Source organism: bacterium, assembly GCA_035371905.1.
In the GTDB taxonomy this organism is placed as follows: domain Bacteria; phylum Ratteibacteria; class UBA8468; order B48-G9; family JAFGKM01; genus JAMWDI01.
In genome coordinates this window covers 1-25,774 of the sequence record DAORXQ010000011.1, presented here as the reverse complement: position 1 = coordinate 25,774, position 25,774 = coordinate 1, and the positions used below count along the sequence as shown (strand labels likewise).

At 27.5% G+C, this 25,774-nt stretch carries 30 protein-coding genes; 21 read left to right on the top strand and 9 right to left on the bottom strand.

Annotated elements, in window-relative coordinates; all coding sequences use genetic code 11:
- Positions 1-43 precede the first annotated feature (43 nt).
- Genes PKV21_02285 through PKV21_02275 form a run of 3 tightly spaced genes read left to right on the top strand, consistent with a single transcriptional unit; the run spans position 44 to position 2,899 of the window.
- Positions 44-547: a 3-isopropylmalate dehydratase small subunit gene (locus tag PKV21_02285; GenBank protein ID HOM26319.1), complete on the top strand. Its 504-nt coding sequence runs from the start codon at positions 44-46 to the stop codon at positions 545-547.
- Position 548: 1 nt separating this feature from the next.
- Positions 549-1,631, top strand: coding sequence for an isocitrate/isopropylmalate dehydrogenase family protein (locus tag PKV21_02280; GenBank protein HOM26318.1), 1,083 nt, complete (start codon positions 549-551; stop codon positions 1,629-1,631).
- Positions 1,625-2,899: an adenylosuccinate synthase gene (locus tag PKV21_02275; GenBank protein ID HOM26317.1), complete on the top strand. Its 1,275-nt coding sequence runs from the start codon at positions 1,625-1,627 to the stop codon at positions 2,897-2,899. The genes PKV21_02280 and PKV21_02275 overlap by 7 nt, the downstream gene beginning before the upstream one ends.
- Here PKV21_02275 and PKV21_02270 read toward each other — a convergent pair.
- Genes PKV21_02270 through topA form a run of 3 tightly spaced genes read right to left on the bottom strand, consistent with a single transcriptional unit; the run spans position 2,896 to position 6,131 of the window.
- Complete coding sequence (locus tag PKV21_02270; protein ID HOM26316.1) at positions 2,896-3,459, bottom strand: phospholipase D-like domain-containing protein; 564 nt, start codon at positions 3,457-3,459, stop codon at positions 2,896-2,898. The two genes, PKV21_02275 and PKV21_02270, sit on opposite strands and share 4 nt — an antisense overlap.
- Positions 3,431-4,291 carry a HisA/HisF-related TIM barrel protein gene (locus PKV21_02265; GenBank protein ID HOM26315.1) on the bottom strand — a complete coding sequence of 287 codons (861 nt, stop codon included), beginning with the start codon at positions 4,289-4,291 and terminating at the stop codon, positions 3,431-3,433. The genes PKV21_02270 and PKV21_02265 overlap by 29 nt, the downstream gene beginning before the upstream one ends.
- Positions 4,254-6,131, bottom strand: a complete 1,878-nt coding sequence (gene topA, locus PKV21_02260; protein ID HOM26314.1) for a type I DNA topoisomerase — start codon at positions 6,129-6,131, stop codon at positions 4,254-4,256. The genes PKV21_02265 and topA overlap by 38 nt, the downstream gene beginning before the upstream one ends.
- A gap of 70 nt (positions 6,132-6,201) precedes the next feature.
- On the opposite strand from topA, the gene argH reads away from it, so the two are divergent.
- Together argH and lysA are read left to right on the top strand one after the other, a co-directional pair.
- Positions 6,202-7,626 (top strand): argininosuccinate lyase, encoded by a 1,425-nt coding sequence (gene argH, locus PKV21_02255; GenBank protein HOM26313.1) that lies wholly within the window; start codon positions 6,202-6,204, stop codon positions 7,624-7,626.
- The gene (lysA, locus tag PKV21_02250) at positions 7,551-8,813 is read left to right on the top strand and encodes a diaminopimelate decarboxylase (GenBank protein HOM26312.1); all 1,263 of its coding nucleotides are present in this window, start codon (positions 7,551-7,553) and stop codon (positions 8,811-8,813) included. Before argH ends, lysA begins: the two co-directional genes overlap by 76 nt.
- Here the strand turns inward: lysA and PKV21_02245 are convergent.
- The gene (locus PKV21_02245) at positions 8,786-9,769 is read right to left on the bottom strand and encodes an FAD:protein FMN transferase (protein ID HOM26311.1); all 984 of its coding nucleotides are present in this window, start codon (positions 9,767-9,769) and stop codon (positions 8,786-8,788) included. The genes lysA and PKV21_02245 overlap by 28 nt on opposite strands.
- A 147-nt stretch (positions 9,770-9,916) precedes the next feature.
- Here PKV21_02245 and infC point away from each other — a divergent pair, with 147 nt between their 5' ends.
- From infC to PKV21_02225, 4 genes are read left to right on the top strand one after another with little or no spacing between them, the layout of a single operon-like run.
- On the top strand, positions 9,917-10,468 hold the full coding sequence (infC, locus tag PKV21_02240) for a translation initiation factor IF-3 (protein ID HOM26310.1): 552 nt from the start codon (positions 9,917-9,919) through the stop codon (positions 10,466-10,468).
- A complete protein-coding gene (gene rpmI / locus PKV21_02235) occupies positions 10,455-10,655 on the top strand; it encodes a 50S ribosomal protein L35 (protein HOM26309.1) in 201 nt (66 codons plus the stop codon). Before infC ends, rpmI begins: the two co-directional genes overlap by 14 nt.
- A 22-nt stretch (positions 10,656-10,677) precedes the next feature.
- Entirely contained in the window at positions 10,678-11,028 is a 351-nt protein-coding gene (gene rplT, locus PKV21_02230; GenBank protein ID HOM26308.1) for a 50S ribosomal protein L20, read from the top strand.
- A 10-nt stretch (positions 11,029-11,038) separates the two neighbouring features.
- Positions 11,039-12,232: a sensor domain-containing diguanylate cyclase gene (locus PKV21_02225; protein HOM26307.1), complete on the top strand. Its 1,194-nt coding sequence runs from the start codon at positions 11,039-11,041 to the stop codon at positions 12,230-12,232.
- On the opposite strand, the gene PKV21_02220 is transcribed toward PKV21_02225, so the two are convergent.
- Genes PKV21_02220 through dapF form a run of 3 tightly spaced genes read right to left on the bottom strand, consistent with a single transcriptional unit; the run spans position 12,222 to position 15,422 of the window.
- A complete protein-coding gene (locus tag PKV21_02220) occupies positions 12,222-12,542 on the bottom strand; it encodes a hypothetical protein (protein ID HOM26306.1) in 321 nt (106 codons plus the stop codon). The genes PKV21_02225 and PKV21_02220 overlap by 11 nt on opposite strands.
- Complete coding sequence (locus PKV21_02215) at positions 12,523-14,565, bottom strand: ComEC/Rec2 family competence protein (GenBank protein HOM26305.1); 2,043 nt, start codon at positions 14,563-14,565, stop codon at positions 12,523-12,525. Before PKV21_02215 ends, PKV21_02220 begins: the two co-directional genes overlap by 20 nt.
- Before the next feature lie 56 nt (positions 14,566-14,621).
- A complete protein-coding gene (dapF, locus tag PKV21_02210; protein ID HOM26304.1) occupies positions 14,622-15,422 on the bottom strand; it encodes a diaminopimelate epimerase in 801 nt (266 codons plus the stop codon).
- A gap of 60 nt (positions 15,423-15,482) precedes the next feature.
- On the opposite strand from dapF, the gene dtd reads away from it, so the two are divergent.
- The 11 genes from dtd to PKV21_02155 all read left to right on the top strand — a co-directional run bounded on the left by dtd (position 15,483) and on the right by PKV21_02155 (position 23,999).
- Positions 15,483-15,920, top strand: a complete 438-nt coding sequence (dtd, locus tag PKV21_02205) for a D-aminoacyl-tRNA deacylase (GenBank protein HOM26303.1) — start codon at positions 15,483-15,485, stop codon at positions 15,918-15,920.
- Positions 15,917-16,177: a hypothetical protein gene (locus PKV21_02200; GenBank protein HOM26302.1), complete on the top strand. Its 261-nt coding sequence runs from the start codon at positions 15,917-15,919 to the stop codon at positions 16,175-16,177. Before dtd ends, PKV21_02200 begins: the two co-directional genes overlap by 4 nt.
- Before the next feature lie 175 nt (positions 16,178-16,352).
- Complete coding sequence (locus PKV21_02195; protein ID HOM26301.1) at positions 16,353-16,706, top strand: hypothetical protein; 354 nt, start codon at positions 16,353-16,355, stop codon at positions 16,704-16,706.
- Positions 16,703-17,290: a lysophospholipid acyltransferase family protein gene (locus PKV21_02190; protein HOM26300.1), complete on the top strand. Its 588-nt coding sequence runs from the start codon at positions 16,703-16,705 to the stop codon at positions 17,288-17,290. The genes PKV21_02195 and PKV21_02190 overlap by 4 nt, the downstream gene beginning before the upstream one ends.
- Positions 17,287-18,147, top strand: a complete 861-nt coding sequence (ispH, locus tag PKV21_02185; GenBank protein HOM26299.1) for a 4-hydroxy-3-methylbut-2-enyl diphosphate reductase — start codon at positions 17,287-17,289, stop codon at positions 18,145-18,147. Before PKV21_02190 ends, ispH begins: the two co-directional genes overlap by 4 nt.
- A complete protein-coding gene (locus PKV21_02180; protein HOM26298.1) occupies positions 18,148-19,509 on the top strand; it encodes a 30S ribosomal protein S1 in 1,362 nt (453 codons plus the stop codon).
- On the top strand, positions 19,481-20,275 hold the full coding sequence (gene nagB / locus PKV21_02175) for a glucosamine-6-phosphate deaminase (GenBank protein HOM26297.1): 795 nt from the start codon (positions 19,481-19,483) through the stop codon (positions 20,273-20,275). The genes PKV21_02180 and nagB overlap by 29 nt, the downstream gene beginning before the upstream one ends.
- 21 nt (positions 20,276-20,296) lie before the next feature.
- Positions 20,297-21,271 carry a phosphate acetyltransferase gene (gene pta, locus PKV21_02170; GenBank protein HOM26296.1) on the top strand — a complete coding sequence of 325 codons (975 nt, stop codon included), beginning with the start codon at positions 20,297-20,299 and terminating at the stop codon, positions 21,269-21,271.
- A gap of 15 nt (positions 21,272-21,286) precedes the next feature.
- Positions 21,287-22,549, top strand: a complete 1,263-nt coding sequence (locus PKV21_02165) for a putative sugar nucleotidyl transferase (protein ID HOM26295.1) — start codon at positions 21,287-21,289, stop codon at positions 22,547-22,549.
- Positions 22,550-22,557: 8 nt separating this feature from the next.
- Positions 22,558-22,803, top strand: coding sequence for an acyl carrier protein (gene acpP / locus PKV21_02160; GenBank protein ID HOM26294.1), 246 nt, complete (start codon positions 22,558-22,560; stop codon positions 22,801-22,803).
- Positions 22,803-23,999 carry an acetate kinase gene (locus PKV21_02155; GenBank protein ID HOM26293.1) on the top strand — a complete coding sequence of 399 codons (1,197 nt, stop codon included), beginning with the start codon at positions 22,803-22,805 and terminating at the stop codon, positions 23,997-23,999. Before acpP ends, PKV21_02155 begins: the two co-directional genes overlap by 1 nt.
- Here PKV21_02155 and PKV21_02150 read toward each other — a convergent pair.
- Both PKV21_02150 and PKV21_02145 read right to left on the bottom strand, forming a co-directional pair.
- A complete protein-coding gene (locus PKV21_02150) occupies positions 23,982-24,323 on the bottom strand; it encodes a 4'-phosphopantetheinyl transferase superfamily protein (GenBank protein ID HOM26292.1) in 342 nt (113 codons plus the stop codon). The two genes, PKV21_02155 and PKV21_02150, sit on opposite strands and share 18 nt — an antisense overlap.
- Positions 24,301-25,155: an alpha/beta fold hydrolase gene (locus PKV21_02145; GenBank protein HOM26291.1), complete on the bottom strand. Its 855-nt coding sequence runs from the start codon at positions 25,153-25,155 to the stop codon at positions 24,301-24,303. The genes PKV21_02150 and PKV21_02145 overlap by 23 nt, the downstream gene beginning before the upstream one ends.
- Before the next feature lie 86 nt (positions 25,156-25,241).
- Between PKV21_02145 and PKV21_02140 the strand changes: the two genes are divergently transcribed.
- The coding region (locus tag PKV21_02140) for a DUF763 domain-containing protein (protein ID HOM26290.1) at positions 25,242-25,774 on the top strand (533 nt) is incomplete at its 3' end.

Sequence of the window (25,774 nt, the reverse complement as noted above, 5' to 3'; positions counted from 1 at the left end):
TAAAATTTATGGTAAAAATAATTGAGTGTAAAAAGGAGAATTAATGGTTCTAAAAGGAAAAAGTCATAAATTCGGAGATAATATTAATACTGATTATATAATTTCAGGAAAATATAAATTTAAAACACTTGATATGGATGAACTTGCTAAACATCTAATGGAAGATATTGAACCAGAATTCTATAAAAAGATTAGAAAGGGAGATTTTATTGTTGCAGGAATTAATTTTGGATGTGGAAGTAGTAGGGAACAGGCGCCATTAGTAATAAAACATGCAGGGATTCCTGCTGTAATTGCTAAAAGTTTTGCAAGAATATTTTATCGGAATGGTATAAATAATGGGTTAATTTTAATTGAAGGTGATACAGATAAGATTGAAAATGGAGATGAATTAGAAATATATCCAATTGAAGGGATAATAAAAAATATAACAAAAAACATAGAAATTAAAACAACGAAAATTCCTGATTTTTTGATAGATATTATTAAAGAGGGTGGTGTAATAAGTTATTTAAAAAAGTATAAAAAATTTAAAATTGGAGAATAATATGTCATATAAAATCACTCTTATTCCAGGAGATGGCATAGGTCCTGAAATCACTGAAGTAGCAAAGAAATGTATTGAAGCGACTGGAGTAGAAATTGAATGGGATGTAAAAATGGCTGGTGAAGAATGTATAGAAAAATTTGGAACACCTATACCTGAAGATACAATAAAATCAATAGAAGAAAATAAAATATGTTTAAAAGGTCCTATAACGACACCTGTGGGTACTGGTTTTAGAAGTATAAATGTTTTTTTAAGGCAGTATTTTAATTTGTATGTATGTTTAAGGCCGTTTAAAATTTATAAAGGTGCACGAACAAAATATGAAAATGTTGATATTGTTCTTATAAGAGAAAATATGGAAGACCTTTATGCTGGAATTGAATTTGAAAAAGGGAAAGAAGATACCTATGAGTTAATTGGATTTATTGAGAAAAAAAGGAATGTTAAGTTAAGTAAAAACACAGGAATAAGCATAAAACCGATATCTGTAGAAAATTCTGAAAAAATTGTTAGATTTGGTTTTGAATATGCAAGAAAAAATAATAGGAAGAAGGTTACTGTTGTTCATAAAGCAAATATAATGAAATATTCTGATGGTCTTTTTCTTGAAGTGGCAAATAAAATAAGCCAGGAATACCCTGATATAGAATATGAGGATAAAATTGTTGATAATATGGCTATGCAACTTGTCCAAAAGCCTGAAATTTATGATGTTATTGTTTGTCCAAATCTTTATGGAGATATTCTTTCTGATTTGTGTGCAGGACTTGTAGGAGGACTGGGACTTTCACCGGGAGCAAACATTGGAGAAGATATTGCAATTTTTGAACCGACCCATGGGTCTGCTCCTAAATATAAAGGACAAAATAGAGTTAATCCCTCTGCCATGATACTTGCTGGAATTTTAATGCTGGATTATTTAGGAGAAACAGAAGCATCTGATAAAATTGAAAGGGCGCTGGCAGAAGTTATAGAAGAAGGGAAATTTGTTACTTATGATTTTAAAAACCCGAATGAAGAATGTGTAGGGACAATAGAGATGGGAAAGGCAATTATAAAGAAAATGGGAGGAAAATGGTAACAGTTGTTGTTGGAACCCAATGGGGAGATGAAGGTAAGGGAAAAGTAATTGATTATCTTGCAGAGAAAGTTGATATAATTGCAAGATATCAGGGTGGAGCAAATGCAGGTCATACAGTAGTTGTAAATAATAAAAAATATGTATTTCATCTTATTCCCTCAGGTATCCTTTATCCTGAAAAAATTTGTGTTATTGGAAATGGAGTTGTTATTGACCCGGTTTCTTTATTTGAGGAAATTGAATATTTAAAAAATAATGGAATAGAAGTAGAGGGAAAATTATTTATTGCTGAAAACGCACATATAACTTTACCCTACCATAAAATTTTAGACCGGGTTGAAGATACGTTTAGAGGCAAAGGACAACTTGGAACAACAGGAAGAGGAATTGGAACCACCTATACTGATAAATTTGCAAGAATTGGGATAAGAGTTGTTGATTTTATAGATGATGAAGTATTTATGGAAAAATTAAAAATCGCTCTTGAATTGAAGAATTACTTATTTAAGGAATATTATAAGGAAGAAGTTTTAAAAGCTGAAAAAATTTATAAGGATTATGAGATATATAGAAAAAAGATTAAAAAATTTGTTATAAATACATCAATCTATCTTAATGAAGAAATTGAAAAAGGAAAAAAAATTCTTGCAGAAGGAGCTCAGGGAACCTTTCTTGATATAGATTTTGGTACCTATCCATATGTAACTGCCTCAAATCCGATTTCTGGTGGTGCTTGTATAGGGCTTGGTATATCTCCGAAAAAAATAGAAAAAATTATAGGAGTTGCAAAGGCATACACAACAAGAGTAGGGATGGGACCTTTTCCTACAGAAATAAAGGATAGTATAGGAGAAGAATTAAGAAAGATAGGGAATGAATTTGGAGCCACTACAGGTAGACCGAGAAGATGTGGTTGGTTTGATGCAGTTCTTGTTAAATTTGCCTGTATGGTTAACGGGATAGATGAAATTGTTTTAACAAAACTTGATGTTTTAACAGGTCTTGAGAAAATTAAAATAGGAGTGGGATATAAATATGAAGAAAAAATTATAAATTCCTATCCTTTTAATCCAAAACTTTTTTCAAATTGTGAAGTTATATACGAAGAAATGGATGGCTGGAAAGAAGATATAAGTAATGTTAAAAGTTACAAAGAATTACCAAAAAATGCCAGGAAATATATAGAAAAAATTGAGGAAAAAATAGGCACAAAAATAACAAAAATTTCAACTGGTTCATCGAGAGGACAGACAATAGAGAAGGATTAGTTAAGTGGTGCAAGAAATATTCTACATTCTTTTTTTACTTCATTAAAATAATTAATGAATACCCTAGCGGTTTCTTCTGATTCAATTAAAATACTTGTTTCATTGTTTTTTTCAAGTGCGTAATAATTCCAGTTGTGACTTCCGATGAAAACATATTTATCATCAACTATTAAAAGTTTAGAATGGGTTGTCTTGTCTGCTTTATCAAAATAGACCTTAATTCCATTTTCTGCAAGAAATTTTGCGGTTTCAAAATTTTTTTCTTTAACATTAGACATTGTAGACAAATCAAGTATAACTTCCACTTTAACATCTCTTTTATATGCGTTTACTATTTCTCTCAATATCTGATTTGATATACTTTCTGCATATTCAGAATAATATCCTGTTTGAAACATAATGACATAAATAGATTTTTCAGCCCTTTTTATAAAATTTAGAATACTCTTTGAATAATTTTCATTCAATAAAGGAGTAACATTTGCCTTAAATTGTGCAAAAACCAGATTAAAAAATAAAATTAAAAATAAACTAAATTTTTTGATATTTTTCAATAACATTTTTTAAATCTAATTTTTTTTGATACAATGCCTTTCCTATTATAATTCCTGTTGGTCTATATTGTAAAGAGTTCAACATTATTATATCTTCTTCCTTTGATATTCCTCCAGCAACTATTATTTCTTTTATATCTTCTTTAAATCTGGTAATTTCTTTCGTTATTCTACTGATATTTTTAAAATCAATTCCATCAAGAGTTCCATCGCTTTCAATACTTGTTATCAGAAACCTTTTGAATCCTTTTTCTATAAATCTTTTTATTACATATGAAGGTTTTAAAGGTAAAGTTACTTCCCATCCACTTAAAGCGATTTCGTCTCCAACATAATCAACTGATATTATAATTTTATCTTTAATTTCTGGTTCAAGCCAGTCAATTAAATCAAATTCAGGAATTTCTTTCTCAACTTCCAGATTTTTGCCACTTTTTTGATAAAAAAATCTAATATCCTGAATACTGTATCCTTCACTTAAAGCAATAGGAATTAAAAATGCTGTTCCTATAATTACATAATTTATTCCTAAATTTAAAAATTTTTCTATCTGTTCTCTTTTTCTTATCCCTCCGCCAATTTGAAGTTCACAATCATCTCTGTTATTTATTTTTTTTAATTCAATTATGTTTTTAATTTTTTCAATTTCTTCATTTTCTATTTTGCCTGTTTTTGCACCGTATAGAAGAACAATATGAATCCTTTTTGCACCTGCTTTTAAATATTCTTTTGTAACATTTTCAATCTCAACATCATAATAGGAAATTTTATCAAATCTTCCTTTATAGAGACGAACAATTTCACCTTTTTTTAGATCTATTGCCGGAATTATCAGCATTTTCTTTTATCCTTTCAGTATAGGTACAATTAGGATAATTGGAACAACCAATAAAAATCCCATACTTACCTTTTATTAAGGTTAATTGTCCATTACATAGAGGACATCTTTTGTCCTCTATTATAATTTCGTTCAAAATATCCCTATTTAATATTTCATTAGTTTTTTCCAGAGATTTTTTAAATTTATTATAAAACTCTTTTAATACTTCTACCCAGTTTTTTTCTCCATTTGCTATTTTATCAAGGTCTTCTTCCATTTTTGCTGTAAAGTTTATTTCTATTATTTCAGGGAAAAATTTATTTAATATTTCATAAACAATTTTACCCATTCTTAATGGAACAAGGAATTTTTTTTCTTTTTTTACATATTTTCTTGCAATTAAAGTGGAAATGGTTGGTGCATAGGTAGATGGTCTTCCAATACCATATTTCTCAAGAGTTTTAATAAGTGAACTTTCAGTGAACCTTGAAAGGGGTTGAGTTTGTTTTTTTTCCTTTTTATATTCTAAAACATTTAATACTTCTTCTTTTTCAAATTCGCCTATAATTTGGCTCCCTTTTTCAATTTTTAAAGGCCATAATTTTAAAAAACCATCAAAAACAATAAAATTACCTTCTGTTTCAAATAGAAAAATATCATTTAACGCAGTAACTTTAATATTTTTTATAGTTGCTTTGGCCATTTGACTTGCAATAAATCTTTTCCATATTAGTTCATAAAGTTTAAACTGGTCAGGGTTTAAATATTTTTTTATTTTATCAGGCGTTCTGAAAACAGAAGTAGGTCTTATTGATTCATGTGCTTCTTGAGAAACTTTTGATTTAGAATAATAAATATTTGGTTTCTCAGGTAAATAACTTTCTCCAAATGTATCTTTTATAAATTTTAATGCCTGATTTTGTGCAGGTTTTGCAACAGAAGGAGAATCGGTTCTCATATATGTTATCAATCCTATACTTTTTCCTTCTATTTCAATTCCTTCATATAATTGCTGAGCAATAAACATGGTTTTTGAGGAAGAAAAATTTAAAATATTTATTGCTTCCTGTTGTAAAGTACTTGTTATAAAAGGTGGTGGAGGAGTTAATTTTTTTATTTTTTCTTCTTTTTCCTTCACAATAAGAGTTCCATTTTTTAACTTTTCAATTATTTCATCTACTTCTTTTTCTTCTTTTAACTTTTCTTTTTCAAATGATTTTTCACCAATTTTGATAAGATTGAAAACTATTTTTTTACCGTCTTTCTCTACTTCACATTTTATAATGAAATAAATTTCAGGAACAAAATTTTCAATTTCTTTTTCCCTCTCAACAATAAGTTTCAAGGCAACTGATTGAACTCTTCCAGCAGATAATCCCATTTCAAGATGTTTACCAAGTATGGGACTTATTTTATATCCAACTATCCTGTCAAGAATTCTTCTTGTCTGTTGAGCATTTACAAGTTCAATAGATATCTGTCTTGGATTTGAAAATGCTTCTTTTACTGCTTCAGGAACAATTTCATGAAAAGCAACTCTTTTTACATCTTCAATTTTTTTATTTATTAAATGTACAGTATGCCATGCAATTGCTTCACCTTCTCTATCTTCATCAGTTGCAAGGTAGATATTGGAGGAATTTTGAGCAAGTTTTTTCAGTTTTTCCACAATTTTCTTTTTTCCAGGTATTATAACATATTTAGGAGAAAAATTGTTATCAATATCCACTCCAAATTCATTTTCAGGAAGGTCCCTTATATGTCCCATAGTGGCAAATACTGTATATTCATTACCAAGTATCCCACTAATTGTTTTTGCTTTTGTTGGAGATTCAACGATTATAAGTTCTTTTTCCATAAATTTAATCCTTTTTATTCTTTGATTTATTATAATACTTCTGATAAAATAAAAAAACAAGAGGTGAAAAATGAGATATATGTGGGAAGGAAGATTTAAAGAGAAAGTAGATGTTGATATTATAGAATTTACAAAATCAATCAATGTTGATAAAAAACTTGCAATTTACGATATTGAAGGCAGTATCGCTCATGTAAAAATGCTTTTTAAAGTCGGATTGATTACAGAGGAAGAAAAAGAAAAAATTATAAGAGGGCTTGAAAATATTAAAAAAGAAATAAAAGAAAATAAATTTAAGTTTTTACCAAGTGATGAGGATATTCATACAGCAATAGAAAGAAGGTTGATAGAAATTATAGGTAAAATAGGCGAAAAGTTGCATACAGCAAGGTCAAGAAATGACCAGATAGTTCTTGACGAAAAACTTTTTTTAAGAGATGAAGTTATTTATTTAGTAAAATTGATAATAGATTTACAGGAAAAATTTCTTGAAAAAAGTGAAGAATATTTTGATACAATAATTTCAGCGTATACTCATTTGAAACAAAGTCAACCGATTTTACTTTCTCATTATTTACTTGCTTATGTTGAAAAATTAGAGAGAGATAAAGAAAGATTTATGGATACTTATAAAAGGATTAATGTTTTTCCTCTTGGAGTGGGTGCCTGTGCAGGAACCTCTTTACCCATAGATAGAGAATATACTGCTAAACTTCTGAATTTCCCTGAAATTTCAAGAAATAGTTTAGACACTGTTTCTGATAGAGATTTTTTAGTAGAGGTAACCTTTTGTTGTCTCCTAACAATGATTCATCTTTCATCTTTTTCTCAGGACATAATAATATGGAATATGGATGAAATTAATTTTGTTAAATTACCGGATAAGTATTGTACAGGTTCAAGTTTAATGCCTCATAAAAAGAATCCTGATGTATTTGAGTTAATCAGAGGAAAAACTGCAGTTTGTACTGGTCTTCTTAATGGACTTCTGGTTCTTCTCAAGGATTTACCTCTTTCTTACAATAGAGATATTCAAGAAGATAAAAAGATATTATTTGAAATATTAAAAACAGTAGAAGCAACTCTCAAAATTTTAATAAAAATTTTATCCGAAATTAAATTTAATAAAGAAATAATCATAGAAAAAATTTCATCTTTTACATTATCAGTAGATATTGTTGAATATCTTGTAAAAAAAGGTATTCCTTTCAGAGAAGCACATAGGATAGTGGGGAATATTGTAAAATACTGCATAGAGAAAAATAAAACTTTTTTTAATTTAACTTTAAATGAATTCAAAAGTTTTTCTCCAATTTTTGAAAAAGACATTTTACAAATTTTAAATTTTAAAAATTCGGTAAATTCAAAAATTTCAGGAGGAGGGACTTCTTCAATAAATGTTAAAAAGGAGATTGAAAGATGGAAGAAAAAATTAAAGAAATCTTGGAACCTTATTATAAATTTAGAAAAGGAAGTTTCTATATTGAAGAAGTAGAGGGTAAAAAAATTGCTGAAAGATTTGGTACTCCTGTTTATGTTTACAGTCACTCCTTTCTTAAAAATCAAATAAACAGAATAAAAAATGCTTTTTCCAATTTACCTGTTAAGATTTGTTTTTCTGTAAAATCAAATTCTAATATTTCTATTTTAAAAATAATGAAGGCAAACGGACTTGGAGCAGATATTGTTTCAGAAGGGGAATTAAGAAGAGCACTTATTGCTGGATTTTCTCCGTCAGATATTGTTTTTGCAGGGGTTGGAAAGAAAGAGGAAGAAATTGAATTTGCAGTTAAAAAAAATATATTCTGTTTTAACGTAGAAAATGAAGAAGAACTTGATATAATTGAGAAATTTGGGAAGAAATATGGAAAAAAGGTTGTTGTAAATTTAAGGTTAAATCTTGATATTGATGTTGATACGCACCATTATATAAAAACATCAAAAAGTGAAAATAAATTCGGAATTGATATTGATATTTCTGAAAGAATTTTAAAGAAAAAATTTAATTTTGTAGAAATTAAAGGGATACATTTCCATCTTGGTTCTCAAATAAAAGAAGTTTCTCCTTATATTAAGGCAATTGAAAAAGTTAGAGAGTTCTGTAAAAAAAATGAGTTCAATTTAGAAATACTTGATATAGGAGGGGGTTTTGGTATCCCTTATAAAGAAGAAGATAGAATACAGTCAGTTGAAGAATTTGGAAAAGAAATTTATCAAACATTAAAAGATTTAAATTTAAAAACCTTAATAATTGAACCTGGAAGATTTATTGTTGGTAATGCAGGTGTTTTGATTACAAAAGTTCTTTATGTTAAACACAAACATACAAAAAATTTTATAATTGTAGATGCTGGGATGAATGACCTCATAAGACCTTCTCTTTACGGAAGTTATCATCTTATTTATCCTTTGAAGTTAAAAAATGGAAAGAAAATAAAATTTGATATAGTTGGTCCTATCTGTGAAACAGGAGATTATCTTGGTAAAGATAGAGAATTTCCAGAGGATATTAAAAGAAATGATTTTTTAGTAGTTATGAGTGCAGGAGCATATGGTTTTTCAATGTCTTCAAATTACAATACAAGATTGAGAATTCCAGAAGTTCTTGTTACAGGTAAAAATGTGAAATTAATAAGGAAAAGAGAGACATATTCTTATTTATTTAAACTGGAAAAAATGTAAGGATTAAAAGGAAAATTTTGAGATTTATAAATTTTTTTATCTTTGTCTATTATTAAACACTCAAAATTTTTATATTTTTCAAAAATTTTCAATCCCTTTTCAATTCCAAGAACAAAAATAGCGGTTGCAAGTCCATCGGCAGTTGTACAGTCAGAAGAAATTACAGTTACACTTACACAAAAATTTTCAACAGGTAGTCCAGTTTTTGGATTTATTATATGTCCTATTTTCTTATTCTTTATTTTCATGTATCTCTTATAATTTCCACTTGTTGCCACTCCTTTATCTGTAATTTCAAAACTTCCGATTATTTCCCCTTCTTTAAATGGATTTTCTATTCCTATTTTCCACTTTTTGTTTTCCTGATTCATTCCCCAGCAATAGATATCCCCTCCTGCATTTATAATCCCATTTTTTACCCCTTTAGATTTAAGGAATTCAAATACTTTATCAACTATAAAACCTTTTGCAATTCCTCCAAGGTCTATTTCAGCATTTTTTGATAAATATATTTCATTATCTTTTATCTTTATTTTTTCCCAGCCAGTTTCTTTCAAAACTTTATTTATTTCTTCTTTTGTTGGTAATGAATTCTGTTTATTTTTTTTTCTGTATAAATCAATTAATTTTTTACAGGTAATATCAAAAGCACCATCTGTAATTTCAGAAATATAAATAGATTTTTTTATTACTTCCATAAGTTCTGATGAAACTTTAAATTTTTTATATTTATTTAATCTGGAAACTTCGCTTTCTTCTTTAAAAATACTTAATTTATCTTCAAGTTCTTTTACCCTCTCAAAAGCACTTTCCAGTATAATATCTGCATTTTCAATCTTTTCAATTTTTATATTAAATACTGTATCAAGCAGAAATTCTGTTCTATTTATAAACTGAGTTTTAGAAAAACAAAAAATATTTATTATGAATAAAAACGCAAAGATTTTATTTTTCATTTTAAAATCCTTTTACAAATTATAACACTTTTTACTTTAAATGGGTGAATTAAAATTAAACTTGCAATTTTTAAAAAAATAATTAAAATTTATAGAGGTATTGAAAAAAGTAAAAATATAAGTTAAAATTTGTAAAAAGGAGATATCATCGCTCGGGAAGGTAAAGAAAGAAGATATAGAATAAATTATCAAATTAGAAGTCCAAAGGTAAGAGTTATTGATGAAAGAGGAAATCAATTAGGAATTCTTGATATAAAAACTGCTTTAGACATTGCAAAAGAAAAGAATTTGGATTTAGTTGAGATAGTTCCAGATTCAAATTTGCCTGTATGCAGAATTTTGGATTTTAAAAGATTTTTATTTGAACAGAAGAAAAAAGAAAAAGAAATAAAGAAAAAACAAAAAACATTGCAGACGAAAGAGATAAGGTTTACTCCGGAAACAAGTGAACATGATTATAAGTTTAAGAAGCAACATATTGAAAATTTTTTAAAAGAAGGTCACAGAGTTAAAGTAAGTGTTTTTTATAAAGGTAGAGAAATTCTTTACAAAGAAAGAGGTTATGCTCTTTTGGAAAGGTTGATAAGGGAACTTTCTGAATATGGGAAAATAGATAAAGCACCTAAACTTGAAGGTGTTAGATTAAGTGTTACATTTATTCCAATAGATGTAAAGGGAGAAAAAAATGGGAAAACTTAAAACAAAAAAATCGGTGGCAAAAAGATTTAAAATTACAAAAACAGGTAAAGTAATCCATTATGGGGCGGGTGGAAGTCATCTACTTTCTAAAAAGAGTTCAAAGAGGAAAAGAAGAATTAAGAAGTCACAGGTTTTGAAGAATAAAGGCGATATAAAAATGGTAAAAAGATTATTACCTTATAGGTAAATAATTAAAAAGGAGAAAAAAAATGCCAAGAACTAAAAATTCACCCAGTTCAAGACAAAGAAGAAAAAAAGTTTTGAAAAGAGCAAAGGGTTATAGACAAGGAAGGTCAAAACTTTTTAAAAGAGCAAAGGAGTTTTCAGAAAAGGGGTTAACCTATGCTTTCATGCACAGAAGGAAAAAGAAAAGAGATTTTAGAAGATTGTGGATAACCAGAATTTCTGCAGCATGTAAAGCAAATGGGATTTCTTACAGTAAATTTATAGCAGGGCTTAAACGACTTGGTATAAATCTTAACAGAAAAACACTTTCAGATATTGCTTTTAATCACCCTGAAAATTTTGCCTCACTGGTTAATCAAATAAAGGGGGAATAGGGTAAATTGAATGAGGGTTTTAAGGAATTTTATTTTTTTATTTGTAATTTTATTTCTTTTGGTCATCAACTGGATATATCTACAAGGAAAAACCTTTATTCCGGAATTTTATCTTATATCTTTTAACATTATTATTTCTATTTTAATTGTTCTGGATATTATTTTTGCTTTTCAGATTTTAAATAAAATTGAATTTTTACAGAGAGAGAATGAAAGAAAAGATTTGATAATTAATGACTATAAAATAGAATCTACTTTTCTATCCACCATCACTGAAATTATAGAAACTTTTGGAGAGGATGTAACTATAGATGATGTTATTGGAAAAATTCTTGATACCATTAAAAATATTTTTAAAGAAGAAATTATTGTTATTACTCTTTTCGGTGATAGATACAAAATGAGTGTTAAAGGAGAACATATCGAAATTTCTCAAGAATTGATAGAAGAATTAGCTATAAAAGGAAGACCAGTTCTTGTTAATAATATATCTTCTTTTTCACAATATGGAGTGCTTGCTGAAAATGGGATTAAATCGTTTATAGTTTGCGGTTTATATCAGAAGAAAACTGTGATTGGAATACTCGGTATTTTTTCAAAAAGGGAAAAAAGATTTACTTTAAGAGATTTGAATCTTTTAAGAATGGTATCTGTTCCTATTTCATTGATGATTGAGAATACAGAACTTTTCAATAAAACAAAAATTCTCTCAATTATGGACAGTTTAACACAACTGTATAATAGAAGACATTTTGAAAAACTTTTTTCAGAAATTCTAACAAAAAGTCGGGTAAATTATAAACCTGTTTCTATTGCTATGTGTGATGTAGATTATTTTAAATTTTATAATGATACAAATGGACATCTCGCTGGTGATTATGTTTTGAAAACTATAGCAGATATATTAAAAAAGGGGGTTAAGGGTTCGGATATTGTTTGTAGATATGGTGGAGAAGAGTTTATTATTATTTTTCCAGATACAACAAAAGAAAATACCGTGAAAATTTGTGAAAAACTGAGAAAAACTATAAGGGAATTTAAATTTTTAAATGAAGAATCTCAACCAAATAAAGATTTAACTATAAGTTTTGGTATTGCTTCTTTCCCGGAAGATGGAATGACAACTACAGAATTGATTAAAAAAGCGGATACTGCATTATATAAAGCAAAAGAGTTAGGAAGGGATAGAGTTGTTACTGCATAATTTCCTTCTTTATTTTTTCCCAAATTTTGTTTGCTACTTCATCTGTCTTACTTTTTTTCTGTTGTAAATCTATTTCAATTTTTTCCTTTTGTTTTTCTAAAAATTCAATTTTTTCTCTTTTTTCAAAATCTTTTTTCTGTTTATACTTTTCCAGTTTTTCTTTCATTATTTTTTCTTTATCCATTTTGATTTTTTCAACTTCCGCTTCTAATGTCTCAAGTATCTCTTTCACTTTTTTTTCAGCATCTTTTATAATTTTTTCACTTTGTTCTTCACCCTTTTTAATTTTTTCAATATTTTCTAATATCATTTGTCCTCCAATAATTAATCATTCCTGTTTTTAAATTTAAAATAATAGATGACTTATTTAAATGATAATTTTGACATAAACTTTTTAAATTTTCAAATTTTTTTGTTTCTTTCTGAAGAATTAAAAAAGGAGATTGTAGACTGTTGATTATTTCATCGTTTTTATTATTTTTTTTATATGCCACGAGATATATAAGAAAATATTTATCCTCTGTTATTGACTTTTCAAGGTCTTCATCAAGGATTATTAAAAATTTAAAGTTGTCATATTTTACCAAAAGGTTGCCTTTTTTAAAAGAAAAAAGAAAGTTATCTGTAATAATTTTGTCATCATTATGAAAACTTTTTATATTTTCATAATTGAAAAAACAGGGTTTAAGAATACTGTCAGAAATATATATATTTTTGCAGTATTTTGAAATAAAAATGAGATTTTCTGAGAAATTTTTTCCGGTTATAATAGCTTTTTCAATTTTAATTTTTTTCTCTTTCAGTAATTTATAAAGAGTACTTTTGTAAAAAACAGGATTTTCAATTTTGTTTGAGGTAATTAAAATACCCTTGCTTTCTTTGTTAATCAAAATAAAAGGATTTTTTAAAGAGAAAAAAATAACCTCCTCCTTTTTATTTTCTTTAAGATTAACCTGAAAAAAAACTAAAAGAAGAATTATTAAAAATGAAGTGATAAATCTTAAACTTTTTTTCAGAGGTACAAAAATAATGAAAAGGGAAAAATAGTAAATAAGTATAAAAAATAATGGGAAATAGACATTAACTTTTAAAGAAAAATTAGAGATAAAGATAAGAAGTTTTAAAAAAATATTTGTTGCAAAGTTCAGAATAAAAAATAAAAAAGGTAAAAAGATTGAAATAAAAGAGTTTATTGTCAAAAAACCAACAAGAGGAGTAAATAATAGATTATTTAATATTCCAAACGGATAAAAGAAACCAAAGTTATAGAAAAGAACAGGTAAAATAAATAATTGTGCTGAAAAAGTAGAAATAAAAGAATTAGTTATAAAGTTTCTTTTTAATTTTATTTTTCCTGGAATTATTAAAATACCAAAAGTTGAAAGAAAGGACAGCAGAAAAGAAATTGAATATATATTATAAGGATTTATAAAAAGTAATAAAAAACCTGCAAGAATAATAGATTTTATTGGTTCTATCTTTCTCTCAAAAATTTCAAATATAAGATAAAAAGAAACCATTAAAACTGCTCTTGTTACAGGTATCTTGAAACCACAGAGAAAGTCGTAAAACCATAGAATAAAAAGAAGTAAAAAAGGGAAAAACTTTGGATGAGTATTATTTATTTTTTGAAAAGGAATAAAAAGAATTTTAAAAAATAAAATTAAAAAGATAATGTGAATTCCCGAAATTACGAAAAGATGATATATTCCACTTTTTATTCCAATTTCTTTTAGAAAATCAGGGGGGTCATCGCTTCCAATAGTAATAAGTTTTACAATTTCGTATCCATCTGGATTAAATTTCATATAATTTTCAATCCTTTTTTCAATTTTTTCTCTTATATAAGAATTCAATAATCTTAAATTTTTTCTAGATTCTGTTTTTTCAATACTGTCACTTTTGATTAAATAAAAAATTCCCTGTCTTTCCATAAATTTTTTATAGTTAAACTCCGATGGATTTTTAGGTGGATAAATTTTACTTATAGAAAATTCTTTTATTCTTAAATTTTCTCCGGGCAGCAATTTATCATTATTTCTCGTTTTAAGAAGAACTTTTCCTTTCCATATTTTATTTTCGTTGTCTTTATATATCTTTTTTATATTTAATACTATTTCTCTTTCAAATTTTTTTTCTTTGATATTGATTATTTCTCCTTCAATCACAGAATTCTGTGAGAAATCTATTTTTTCAGGAATCAATTTTCTTTTATAGTTTTCGGTTATGTAATATCCGGAAAGGAAAAATAATAAAAAAATTATGATAAATTTTCTGTTGATTTCTGAAATAAAAAATAATGGTAAGAGTGAAAAAATATAATAAAAAGGCAAGAAGTCATTTAAAACAATCCCTAAAACGAAAGAAAAAAGAATCAATATTTCAATATTCAACTTTCAACCCAGACACCTTTAAAAGCGTAAAATGTTTTTCCTTCAAGATAAACCTTATTAAAATCTTCATCAAAATAAACTTTTAACAATTCTTTACTTTTTGTAATAACTGTTACAGGTGATTTAAATTTTTTTATAATAGAAGTTATAATTGCTGAAGCAACAGAACCTGTTCCACATGAAAGGGTCTCACCTTCAACACCTCTTTCATATGTTCTTATTTTAATTGTTCCTTCTTTTATAATTTCAACCCAGTTAACATTTGTGCCACTTTTTCCAAAGATTTTATTATATCTTATTTGAGGTCCTATTTTTTCTAAATCCACTTTTTCAACATTATCAACAAATATTACAGTATGTGGAACACCTGTATTTATAAAATTTCCAATTATTTTAGATTTATCAACTGGTATTTCTACATTTAATTTTGGTTCACCTATTATATTCATCCTGACTTTCATAGTTTTTCCTTTAATTATACCATCAAGAAGTCCTGCTTTTGTTTCTATTTTTAAATGTTTCTTTTTAGAAATTGAATTCTCAGATATAAATCTTAAAATACACCTTAAACCATTTCCACACATTTCTGCCTCGCTTCCATCAGGGTTGAAGATTCTCATCTTAAAATCAGCCTTTTCAGAATTTTCAAGTAAAAGCAATCCATCTGCTCCAATTCCAAATTTTCTATCGCATAATTTTAGGGCGAGAGAGTTTCTATTTTTTATTAAATTTTTTCTGTTGTCTATAATTACAAAGTCATTACCAGAGCCGACTATTTTAAAAAATTTTATTTCCATAATGTTAAAATTATATTTAATTTGTCCTTTTTGTCAAATTAGTATATTATAAAAAATACTATGAGATTGGTTATACAAAGAGTCAGCAAGGCAAAATTGTTTGTAGAGGAAAAAGAAAAAGGGGAAATAGAAAAAGGATTGGTTATTTTACTTGGAATAGGTAAAGGGGATACAGAGGATAAAATTGATTATGTTATCAAAAAAATTTTATCTTTAAGAATTTTTGAAGATGAAAATGGAAAGATGAACTATTCTGTTTCTGATATATGCGGAGATTTAATGATTGTTTCACAGTTTACTTTATATGGGGATTGTACAGGAGGTAATAGACCAGATTTTACAATGGCAGAGAAAGGAGAAATTGCTGAAAAACTTTATAATAAGTTTATTGAAAAAATAAAAAAGTCAAATGTAAAAATTGTTGAAGGAGAATTTGGAAAAAAAATGACTGTTGAGATACACAATGATGGACCCTGTACTATAATTCTTGAAAGATGAAAGATTATAGAAATAAAAAAATAGTAATAGATACTTCAACCACATGGATATATATAGGTACATTGATAGATGAAGATAATGATTATTTTTATTTAGAAGATGCTGATGCTTTTGATATTTCAGAAACATCTTTGAGTAAACAGGAGTACTTAATGATGGTAAAAAGAGATGGTGTAGTTCCAAATAGAAAAAATATCAAAGTTTTGAAGTCAAAAGTGGTTGGGATTTCATTGCTTAAAGATATACTGGAAAAATGATAAAATTATTCGGTATTTTGATAGGATTTTTTCTTGGGTTTTCAGTTTATGCACTGGTTGGATATATGTTTACTAAAAAACTACCTGTTGGAAAAAAATATAAAATTACATTTTTTATATTTCTTATTCTTTTTTTATTTACCTGTATTTTGTATACCTTAATAAAATGAAAAAAATGAAAGAAAAAATTTTTGAGAAAAAGAAATTTTATGAAAAATTAATAAAGATAAATCCTGATTTTTTGGAAGTTCTTTTTCAATTGTCCCATATATACATTTACCAGAGAGATTATAAAAAGGTCTTAAAAATTGATAAAAAAATTGCAGAATTATTAAATTTAGACCCGATTTCCTATTATAATTTAGCATGTGATTATTCATTACTCGGAGACATGGAGAAAGCGGTTATGAATTTAAAAATAGCTATTTCTCTTGGATTTAATAGAAAGAGTTATATAGAAAAAGATAAAGACCTTGAATTTTTAAAAAAAAGTAAAAGATTTGAAAATATTAAAAAATTAATTAAATGAGAAGTTTTTTATATCTTCTTGCAAAACTTATAGGATTTTTCGTTTATAATGTTTTTTTCTTAATTGAAATCAGAGGGAAAGAGAATTTTCCTAAAAAAGGAGGATTTATTGTCGCTTCAAATCATTTAAGTTATCTTGACCCTCCTACAATAGGATTCGTATGTCCGAGAAAACTTTATTATTTCGCAAAAAGTTCTCTTTTTGAGATAAAAGTTCTTTCTTCTATAGTTAGAATTTTAGGAGCAATTCCTCTTGATAGAGAAAGTTCAATGCCTTTAACTTTAAAAAAAGCAATAAAAATTTTAAAGAAAGGAGAAGGACTTGTTATTTTCCCTGAAGGAACAAGAAGTAAAGATGGATTGATAAAAGAAGGGAAACCAGGGGTTGGTTTCCTTGCAATTAAAAGTAATGTTCCTGTTGTTCCTGTAAGATTAAAAGGAACAGATAAAGCACTTCCGAGAAACAGTAAATTTATAAGACTAAAAAAAATAGAAGTAATAGTTGGTAATCCTGTTTATTTTGAAAAAGAAAGTTATGAGGAAATTAGTGAAAAAGTAATAGAAATAATTAAAACACTGAAATGAAAAGACTAATTGTTGCAAAAAATATCGGATTTTGTTTCGGTGTTAAAAGGGCTGTTGAGACAACAGAAAAATTGCTTGAAAAATTGAAATCACTTTCTACGGTTGGAGATATTGTTCACAACCCACTGGTAATGGAGAATCTTAAGTTAAAAGGTTTAAAAGTTTTCAATTCTGTAAGCGAAATTAAAGGAAAATATTTTTTAATAAGGTCTCACGGACTTGCTAAAAAAGAAATAGAAAAATTAAAAAAATCAAATCTGGAAATTTATGATATGACCTGCCCATTTGTAAAAAAAATTCATTATTTAGTTGAAAATTTGAGCAATACAGGTTATAATATTTTAATTGTTGGGAATAAAAGTCATCCAGAAGTTTTGGGAATAAAAGGATACGGAAGAAATATAAAAGTAATAGAAAGTAAAGAAGATTTGTTAAAATATAAATATTTTAGAGGGAAAAAAGTCGCTGTAGTAAGTCAAACAACTTTAAATTTTAATTATTACTTTGAGATTGTAAAAGATATTGTTAAAATGGTTGAATCAAATAAGATACTTGTTTTAAATACAATCTGTAAAATTACTGAAGAGAGAGAAAAAGAAGGTGTTGAAATAGCAAAATCATCTGATGCAGTTTTTATTCTTGGGGGAAAAGAAAGTTCTAATACTAAAAAACTTTTTAAAATATGTAAAAAAGAATGTAAGAATACTTTTTTTATTGAAAAATTCGCAGATTTAAGTAAAATAAAATTCAGTGATTTTAAAAATATAGGAATTGTTTCAGGAACTTCAACGCCTAATTTTTTTATAAGAAAAGTAATTGAATATTTTAAAAAAATAGGGTACAAGGAGGTACCATAAATGGTAAAAGAAAATGTTAATAAAGTTTTAGAAGAAAAAATAGCAAGTTTTAAACCAGGTTCATTGATTAAGGGAAGAGTGGTGGATATTTTAAATGAAGAAGTTATTATTGATATTGGTTTTAAATCAGAGGGTGTAACTTCAAAAGAAGAGTTTAAAGGTAGGGGAAATGAATTAAAGAAAGGCGAAGAAGTTTATGTGGTTATTGAATCTCTTGACCCTGATTCAAACGGACTTATTCCATTATCTAAGGAAAAAGCAGATATTATGTTGTACTGGGAACAACTGGAAGAAAAATTTAAAAATAATGTTCCTGTTGAGGGCGTTATATTTAAAAGGGTTAAGGGTGGGTATAGAGTAGATATTGGTGTAACAGCATTTTTACCTTCTTCTCAGACAGATATAGTTCCTATTAAAAATCCAAATGAATATGTTGGCATGAAAACATTTTTTAAAATTTTGAAATTTGATTCTTTAAGAAAAAATGTTGTTGTGTCAAGGAAACAGTATCTGGAAGAAGAAAAAGAAAGACAAAAAATAGAGTATTTAAAAAGTTTAAGTAAAAATCAACTGGTTAAAGGCGTTGTAAAAAATATAGTTGATTATGGTGCTTTTATAGAAATAGAGCATGAAGTCGTTGGACTTCTTCATATAAACGATATGAGTTGGGGAAGAATTAGTCATCCATCTCAACTTCTAAGTATTGGTGAAAAGGTGGAAGTTGTTGTTCTTGATATAAATTTTGAAAAACAGGTTGTTTCTTTTGGATTAAAGCAAAAAACTCAAAATCCATGGGATAAAGTAGAGGAAAAATATCCTGTTGGTTCAATTGTAGAAGGTAAAGTTGTTAATATTACTGAGTACGGTGTATTTATTAAACTTGAAGAAGGCGTTGAAGGACTCTTACATATTTCTGAACTTTCATGGACAGGAAGAATAAAACATCCGTCAGAGGTTGTGGCTACAGGAGATACATTAAAAGTAAAAGTTATAGATATTAAAAAAGAAGAACAGAAAATCTCTTTCAGCTTAAGACAACTTGAACCAAATCCTTGGCCAGAAATTGAAAAAAAGTATCCTGTTGGAACTATTGTTACAGGTAAGGTTTATCACATAACAGATTTTGGTGCTTTTGTTGAAATAGAAAAGGGTATAGATGGACTTTTACACATTTCAAATATTTCAGATACACCAATTAAGCATCCCTCTGAAGTTTTAAGAAAAGGACAAAAAGTTGAACTTATGATACTTGAAATAGACCCGGAAAATAAAAAGATTTCACTTGGTATGAAACAATTAGGTGAAAGTTTTAAAGATAAAAAAAGGAGGAAAGATGAGAGTGATAATAACGAAGAGTTATGAAGAAATGAGTAAGGAAGCAGCAAAAATAGTAAAAGACCTTATAAAGAAAAAACCAAACTGTGTTTTGGGACTTGCTACAGGTAGTACTCCTATTGGACTGTATCAAGAACTTATAAGGATACATAAAGAAGAAAATCTTGATTTTTCTAATGTTATTACCTTCAATCTTGATGAGTATTATGGACTTTCTCCAGAACATCCTCAGAGTTATAGATACTTTATGGATGTTAATTTATTCAATGGTATAAATATAAAAAAAGAAAATACGCATGTACCTGATGGAAAAATTTCTATCGATAAAATAGAGGAATACTGTAAAAGTTATGAAGAGATGATTAAAAAAGCAGGAGGCATTGACTTACAGGTTCTCGGAATAGGAGGGGATGGACATATTGGTTTTAATGAACCAGGTTCTTCTATTTATTCAAGAACAAGATTGGTTGCTCTTGATGAGCAGACAATAAAAGATAACTCCAGATTTTTTGAAAAAGTTGAAGATGTTCCAAGATTTGCCCTAACAATGGGAGTGGGAACTATTCTTGAAGCAAAAGAAATAATATTTTTGGCAAATGGAATTAAAAAGGCAGAAGTTGTTGCAAAAGCAATTGAAGGACCAATAACTTCTCAGATTACGGCTTCTGTATTACAATTACATCCTAAAGTTACAGTTATTCTGGATGAAGAAGCAGCAAGTAAATTAAGCAGAAAAGAATATTATAGATTTGCATATGAAGCCGAAAGAAAAATAGGGATAAAGTTATTCTGATAATTTAAAATAGAAAAAGAAATGGATAAAATACAGGAATTTATTGAAAGAGTTAAAGGTTTGAATAAAAAAGTTGTTTTCCCTGAAGGGGAAGATGAAAGAATTTTATTATCTGCTTCTGAATTGAAAAAGGAAAGAATAGTAAATCCTGTTCTTCTGGGTAATAAAGAGAAAATTTTTCAAACAGGTGAAAACCTTGGGATTACAAATCTTTCAGAAATAGAAATAATTGACCCTGAAAATTCAGAATTATTTGGGATTCTTGTAGATAGATATTGTGAAAAAAGAAAAAATATAAATAAAAATGTGGCGGAAAAAATAGTGAGAAGACCACTTATATTTGGCGGTTTACTTGTGGATACAGGGAATTGTGATTCTATGATTGCCGGTGCTACTAATACCACTGCAAATGTTATACAATCAGCAGCATTAACAGTTGGATATCTTGAGGGGATAAAAACAACTTCAAGTTTCTTTATAATGGTTTTACCTGATGGAAAAATTTATTTTTTTGCAGATTGTGCAGTTAACATCTCTCCTGATGAAAATCAACTTGCAGAAATAGGAATAACAACTGGATTAAATTATAAAAAATTGATGGGCGAAAATCCTAAAATTGCTTTTCTTTCCTTTTCAACAAAAGGTTCTGCTTCTCATCCATTGGTGGAGAAAGTTCAAAAAGCAGTGAAGATAGCAAAAGAAAAAAATAGAGAATTTGATATTGACGGCGAATTGCAGGTTGATTCAGCCATAAACGAGGAAGTGGCTAAGAGAAAGGTAAAAGAGTTTTCACCTGTAGCGGGTAAAGCAAATGTTTTAATTTTTCCAGATTTAAATTCTGGTAATATCGCTTATAAAATTACCCAGTATCTGGGAAATGCTCAGGCATATGGTCCCATTTTACAGGGTTTTTCAAAACCAGTCAGTGACCTTTCAAGAGGAGCAAAAGTGAAGGATATAATTGTTACAACTGTTATTACCTGTTTAATGAGTTAAAAGACAGGAGGTAAAATGAAAATATTAATTTATGAGGATGAAAATTGGATTAATCTCACACCAATTTCATATTTAAAAGCAGTTTTTGAATTAAGATGTGGTTTTAATTCTATCCTTGAAAAAATTATTTCTATTTTACCTGAAGGAGAAGTAATTTTATGGGTTAGAGATTATTTAAAAGAACTCTGTAAGGAAAAATTTAATTATAAAGTAAATGAAGAAGATTTTTTGAAAGATGATGTTCTGATTGTTAATGGGAGGTGGTTAATTGATAGGAGAGTCGAATTGAATTTAAAAGAGGAAAGAGTATATTTAAGTAATGGAGAAATTGTTTATGGTTTACTAAAAAAAGAGAGTGTGAATAAGTACTGGAATGGAAATATAAATGATTTTTTGAAAATTTTGATAAGTAACGTAAAAAAAGAGGACACTGACTTTACTATCATTAGATTTCCATGGAATCTTGTTCATCATAATTCTAAATTGATAAAATTTGAATTTAATAAAATAAATAAAAGAGGAATTTCAGGAAAATTTTCTGAAAAAGCATGTGTTTATGGTTCAGAAAAAGATGTTTTTGTTGCTCAAACTGCAGAAGTTTATCCTTTTGTAGTTATTGATGCAAGTGAAGGACCTGTATATATAGATGAAGGAGTAAAAATTTTCCCATTTTCAGTAATTATTGGTCCTTCTTATATAGGAGAGAAAACACAGATTATGCCCGGTGCGAAAATAAGAGAGGGAAATAGTTTTGGTCCTGTTTGTAGAATTGGGGGAGAAGTTGAAGAAAGTATTTTTCATTCTTATTCTAATAAGTACCATGATGGTTTTATTGGACACAGTTATGTAGGAGAGTTTGTAAATCTTGGTGCTTTAACTACTAACAGTGATTTAAAAAATGATTATTCAAATGTGAGTGTATATTTAAATGGAAAGCCCACAGATACAGGAGAATTAAAAGTTGGTTCTTTTATTGGAGATCATACCAAAACAAGCATAGGTACATTTTTTAATACAGGAACAATAGTTGGAATAATGTGTAATATAACAGCAGATAATATTCTTCCAAAATATTTTCCTTCATTTGTATGGTTCGTGAGCGGGAAATTTATGAAGGGATATGGAGTAGATTATTCTTTAAAGACAGCTAAAATTGCAATGGAAAGGAGAAACAGGATTCTTTTATCTTCTGAAGAAACAGTGATAAGAAAAGTTTACGAAATGACAGAGGCAGAGAGAAAAATACATATTGAAAAAAGTAGAAAAATTTCAAAATAGGAGGGAAAATGAATGATGTTGAAATAATTGAAAGGGTGAAAAAAGTTATTTCTGAAGTCCTTGGGGTTGATACAGATAAAATAAGACTTGAGGATAGATTTGTAGAAGACCTTGGAGCGGAGAGTGTTCAGAGTTTAGAACTTGTTGCTGCTTTTGAAGAAGAATTTGGTATAGAAATGGATGAAGAGAAAGCTCTTGAAGTAAAGACAGTTGCTAAAGCAGTTGATTTTATTAAAGAATATCTTAAAAAATAATGAAAATTCTTGTTATAAATTGTGGGAGTTCTTCTATAAAGTTTAAATTGTTTGAGATGCCTGAAGAAAATCTTATTTCTTATGGAAGTGTGGAAAAAATTGGTGAAGAAATTTCTATTTTTAAATACAGTGGAAAGATAAAAATAGAGAAGCAATTAAAAATAGAAACACATCAAAAAGGGATTGAACTTATTGCAAAAACATTGCTTGAGAACGAAATAGAAGATATTAGAGAAATAAAAGGAATTGGACACAGGGTTGTTCATGGAGGAGAGGGATTTGAAAAAAGTGTTGAAGTTGATGAAAATGTAATAAAAAAAATTGAAGATTATATTTTTCTTGCACCTCTACACAATCCACATAATTTAGCAGGAATAAAGGGATGTATAGAAATTTTTCCCGAGAGTATTCAGGTTGCTGCTTTTGATACAGCTTTTCATACCACAATACCAAAAATTGCAAATCTTTATGCAATTCCTTATAGTTTTTATGAAAAACATAAAATAAGAAAATATGGATTTCATGGAATTTCTCACAGATATGTTGCAAGAAGAACATCTGAAATTATGGGTAAGGGGAAATACGATATAAATGTGATTACCTGTCATCTTGGCAATGGATGCAGTGTAACAGCAGTGAAAAATGGGAGGTCTTTTGATACCAGTATGGGACTTACGCCACTTGAGGGTCTTATAATGGGTACAAGATGTGGAGATATAGATGCCGGAGTTATTCTTTATCTTTTAGAAGGATTAAATTTAAAAATTTCAGAAGTTAGTGAAATATTAAACAAAAAAAGTGGATTACTTGGAATTTCAGAGATTTCTAATGATTTCAGGAATTTATTACCCCTTTACAATAAAAATGAAAAAGTTACACTTGCAATTGATATGTTCTGTTATAGATTGAAAAAATACATTGGAAGTTATATGGCTGTCCTTGGTAAAATTGACGCTATTGTTTTTACTGGAGGTATTGGAGAAAATGTCCCACTTGTCAGGAAAAAATCATTGGAGAATATGGAGTTTTTTGGAATTATTATAGATGATGAGAAAAATGAGAAGGTATTTGGAAAAGAAGGGGAAATAAGTAAAGATAATTCTTTAATTAAGGTTTTTGTCATTCCAACAAATGAAGAATTAAGGATTGCTTTTGATACGTATCAGATAATTTTAAATTCAAATCTCAATCAATAAAACAGTTGTAATTATATATTTTTCAGTGATTGAGTAAGAAAGAAGTATCTCATAATTTTCTATTTTTTTCAGTAAAAATGGATTGTTATTGTCCCATCCTATTTTTATATCTTTAAAAAGTAGTTTTTTCTGTATTTTTTCCGGTAATGACTTCCATATGGATTCTTTAAAGGAAAAAGATATACACATTTTGATTATATTTTTTTCAAGATATAAAAGTTCATCATTATAAAAAATTTTTTTAAGAAATTTTTCTCCATATTTTTGGTATGCTTTTTCAAATCTTTCTATCTCTATCAAATCAATTCCCGGATATATTTTCATTTTTTAAGAAATTCAGTATATTTTTTCTAATAAAAGGGATAAAAAATTTTAATGTTAGATGAGTTGATGGATACCAAAGCGTCTTTACATTTTTTAATCGTTTTTTTACCTCAAGTACACAGTAAAAAGGAATTATCATATCAAAAATACTATTTATCATTAATATTTCTCTATCTATCAGATTGGTCAGATATGTAAAGGGGTCATAAAGAAAACATTTTCTTGGAAGATTTAAAATTTCATTATACAGATTGTTTTTTAAAAGATTTCTGTATACCTTATGCATTCTTTTACACACAACTCTTTTACAATCCTTTTTTATTCTGAAACGAAGTAAACTTTTCCATGTAATAAATTCTAAATTAACTCCTGAAAGTATAAAAATAGATTTTTTTATTTCTTTTTCCAGTGCTGCAACAATGAATCCAAGTATCCCACCAAAACTTATACCGAGAAGATTTACATTTTTTATTTTTAACTCATTTTTTATATACTCAATTATTCCTCTGATTTCTCCTATCTTTTCTTTAAAGTAATTAAAAAAAATAACATCCTCTTTATCCAAATTCCCATTATTTAGATTGAAAATACATATCCCTATATTTTTTTTCAGTAAAAATTTAAAATTTTTAAAAACTGATTTTTGAAATTTTTCATTATATCCTGCTCCGGGTAAAATAATTAATACAGAAGAACAAAAATCAGGAAGGAACAAAATTCCTGCTTTTCTTTTTTCATTAAAAAGATTTATCTCTGTTATTTCATTTTTATTCTCTGATACCGAATTTATAATTTTGTAAACTTCATTGTATATACTTAACAATTTTTCCATTTTTTAATTTTACATTTTTTTTTACTGGTTTTAAACTATAATTAAGAAAATAGAGATTTTAATAAAAATTTTGCTAAAATTAAAATATGGAAAGAAATATTACAGAGTTACCTTTACATTTCGGTTCAGCACCAAAATATCTTTTTGAAAGACAGAAGAAAATACTTTTTGAGATTGGTAGGTTGATAATAATGGAATTCGGTACAGAAGAATTTTTGAAACGTTTATCCGACCCTTATTATTTCCAGGTACTTGGTTGTATCTCTGGTTTTGACTGGCATTCGTCAGGTGTTACTACGACAGTATGTCATGCTTTAAAAAATGTTTTTAATAATAACCCGGAATATGGAATTTTTATTTTTGGAGGGAAGGGTAAAAATGGGCTTTTAACACCTGAAGAAATAAGAAACAACAGATTTATTGATAGGAAGGATGAAATTATTTTTATTTCAAAACTTACAAGTAAAATTGATAATAATTGTATTCAGGATGGGTATCAACTTTATCACCATAATATTTTTGTTGATAAAAAAGGGAACTGGGCAGTTATACAACAGGGAATGAATTTGAAAAATAATTATGCAAGGAGGTATCACTGGTTCAATAAAATCACAAGTTC

Coding starts and splice junctions, on each gene's coding strand:
- PKV21_02285 (HOM26319.1), top strand. CDS start 44: ATGGTTCTAAAAGGAAAAAGTCATAAATTCGGAGATAATATTAATACT.
- PKV21_02280 (HOM26318.1), top strand. CDS start 549: ATGTCATATAAAATCACTCTTATTCCAGGAGATGGCATAGGTCCTGAA.
- PKV21_02275 (HOM26317.1), top strand. CDS start 1,625: ATGGTAACAGTTGTTGTTGGAACCCAATGGGGAGATGAAGGTAAGGGA.
- PKV21_02270 (HOM26316.1), bottom strand. CDS start 3,459: ATGTTATTGAAAAATATCAAAAAATTTAGTTTATTTTTAATTTTATTT.
- PKV21_02265 (HOM26315.1), bottom strand. CDS start 4,291: ATGCTGATAATTCCGGCAATAGATCTAAAAAAAGGTGAAATTGTTCGT.
- topA (HOM26314.1), bottom strand. CDS start 6,131: ATGGAAAAAGAACTTATAATCGTTGAATCTCCAACAAAAGCAAAAACA.
- argH (HOM26313.1), top strand. CDS start 6,202: ATGAGATATATGTGGGAAGGAAGATTTAAAGAGAAAGTAGATGTTGAT.
- lysA (HOM26312.1), top strand. CDS start 7,551: ATGGAAGAAAAAATTAAAGAAATCTTGGAACCTTATTATAAATTTAGA.
- PKV21_02245 (HOM26311.1), bottom strand. CDS start 9,769: ATGAAAAATAAAATCTTTGCGTTTTTATTCATAATAAATATTTTTTGT.
- rpmI (HOM26309.1), top strand. CDS start 10,455: ATGGGAAAACTTAAAACAAAAAAATCGGTGGCAAAAAGATTTAAAATT.
- rplT (HOM26308.1), top strand. CDS start 10,678: ATGCCAAGAACTAAAAATTCACCCAGTTCAAGACAAAGAAGAAAAAAA.
- PKV21_02225 (HOM26307.1), top strand. CDS start 11,039: ATGAGGGTTTTAAGGAATTTTATTTTTTTATTTGTAATTTTATTTCTT.
- PKV21_02220 (HOM26306.1), bottom strand. CDS start 12,542: ATGATATTAGAAAATATTGAAAAAATTAAAAAGGGTGAAGAACAAAGT.
- dapF (HOM26304.1), bottom strand. CDS start 15,422: ATGGAAATAAAATTTTTTAAAATAGTCGGCTCTGGTAATGACTTTGTA.
- dtd (HOM26303.1), top strand. CDS start 15,483: ATGAGATTGGTTATACAAAGAGTCAGCAAGGCAAAATTGTTTGTAGAG.
- PKV21_02200 (HOM26302.1), top strand. CDS start 15,917: ATGAAAGATTATAGAAATAAAAAAATAGTAATAGATACTTCAACCACA.
- PKV21_02195 (HOM26301.1), top strand. CDS start 16,353: ATGAAAGAAAAAATTTTTGAGAAAAAGAAATTTTATGAAAAATTAATA.
- PKV21_02190 (HOM26300.1), top strand. CDS start 16,703: ATGAGAAGTTTTTTATATCTTCTTGCAAAACTTATAGGATTTTTCGTT.
- ispH (HOM26299.1), top strand. CDS start 17,287: ATGAAAAGACTAATTGTTGCAAAAAATATCGGATTTTGTTTCGGTGTT.
- PKV21_02180 (HOM26298.1), top strand. CDS start 18,148: ATGGTAAAAGAAAATGTTAATAAAGTTTTAGAAGAAAAAATAGCAAGT.
- nagB (HOM26297.1), top strand. CDS start 19,481: ATGAGAGTGATAATAACGAAGAGTTATGAAGAAATGAGTAAGGAAGCA.
- pta (HOM26296.1), top strand. CDS start 20,297: ATGGATAAAATACAGGAATTTATTGAAAGAGTTAAAGGTTTGAATAAA.
- PKV21_02165 (HOM26295.1), top strand. CDS start 21,287: ATGAAAATATTAATTTATGAGGATGAAAATTGGATTAATCTCACACCA.
- acpP (HOM26294.1), top strand. CDS start 22,558: ATGAATGATGTTGAAATAATTGAAAGGGTGAAAAAAGTTATTTCTGAA.
- PKV21_02155 (HOM26293.1), top strand. CDS start 22,803: ATGAAAATTCTTGTTATAAATTGTGGGAGTTCTTCTATAAAGTTTAAA.
- PKV21_02150 (HOM26292.1), bottom strand. CDS start 24,323: ATGAAAATATATCCGGGAATTGATTTGATAGAGATAGAAAGATTTGAA.
- PKV21_02145 (HOM26291.1), bottom strand. CDS start 25,155: ATGGAAAAATTGTTAAGTATATACAATGAAGTTTACAAAATTATAAAT.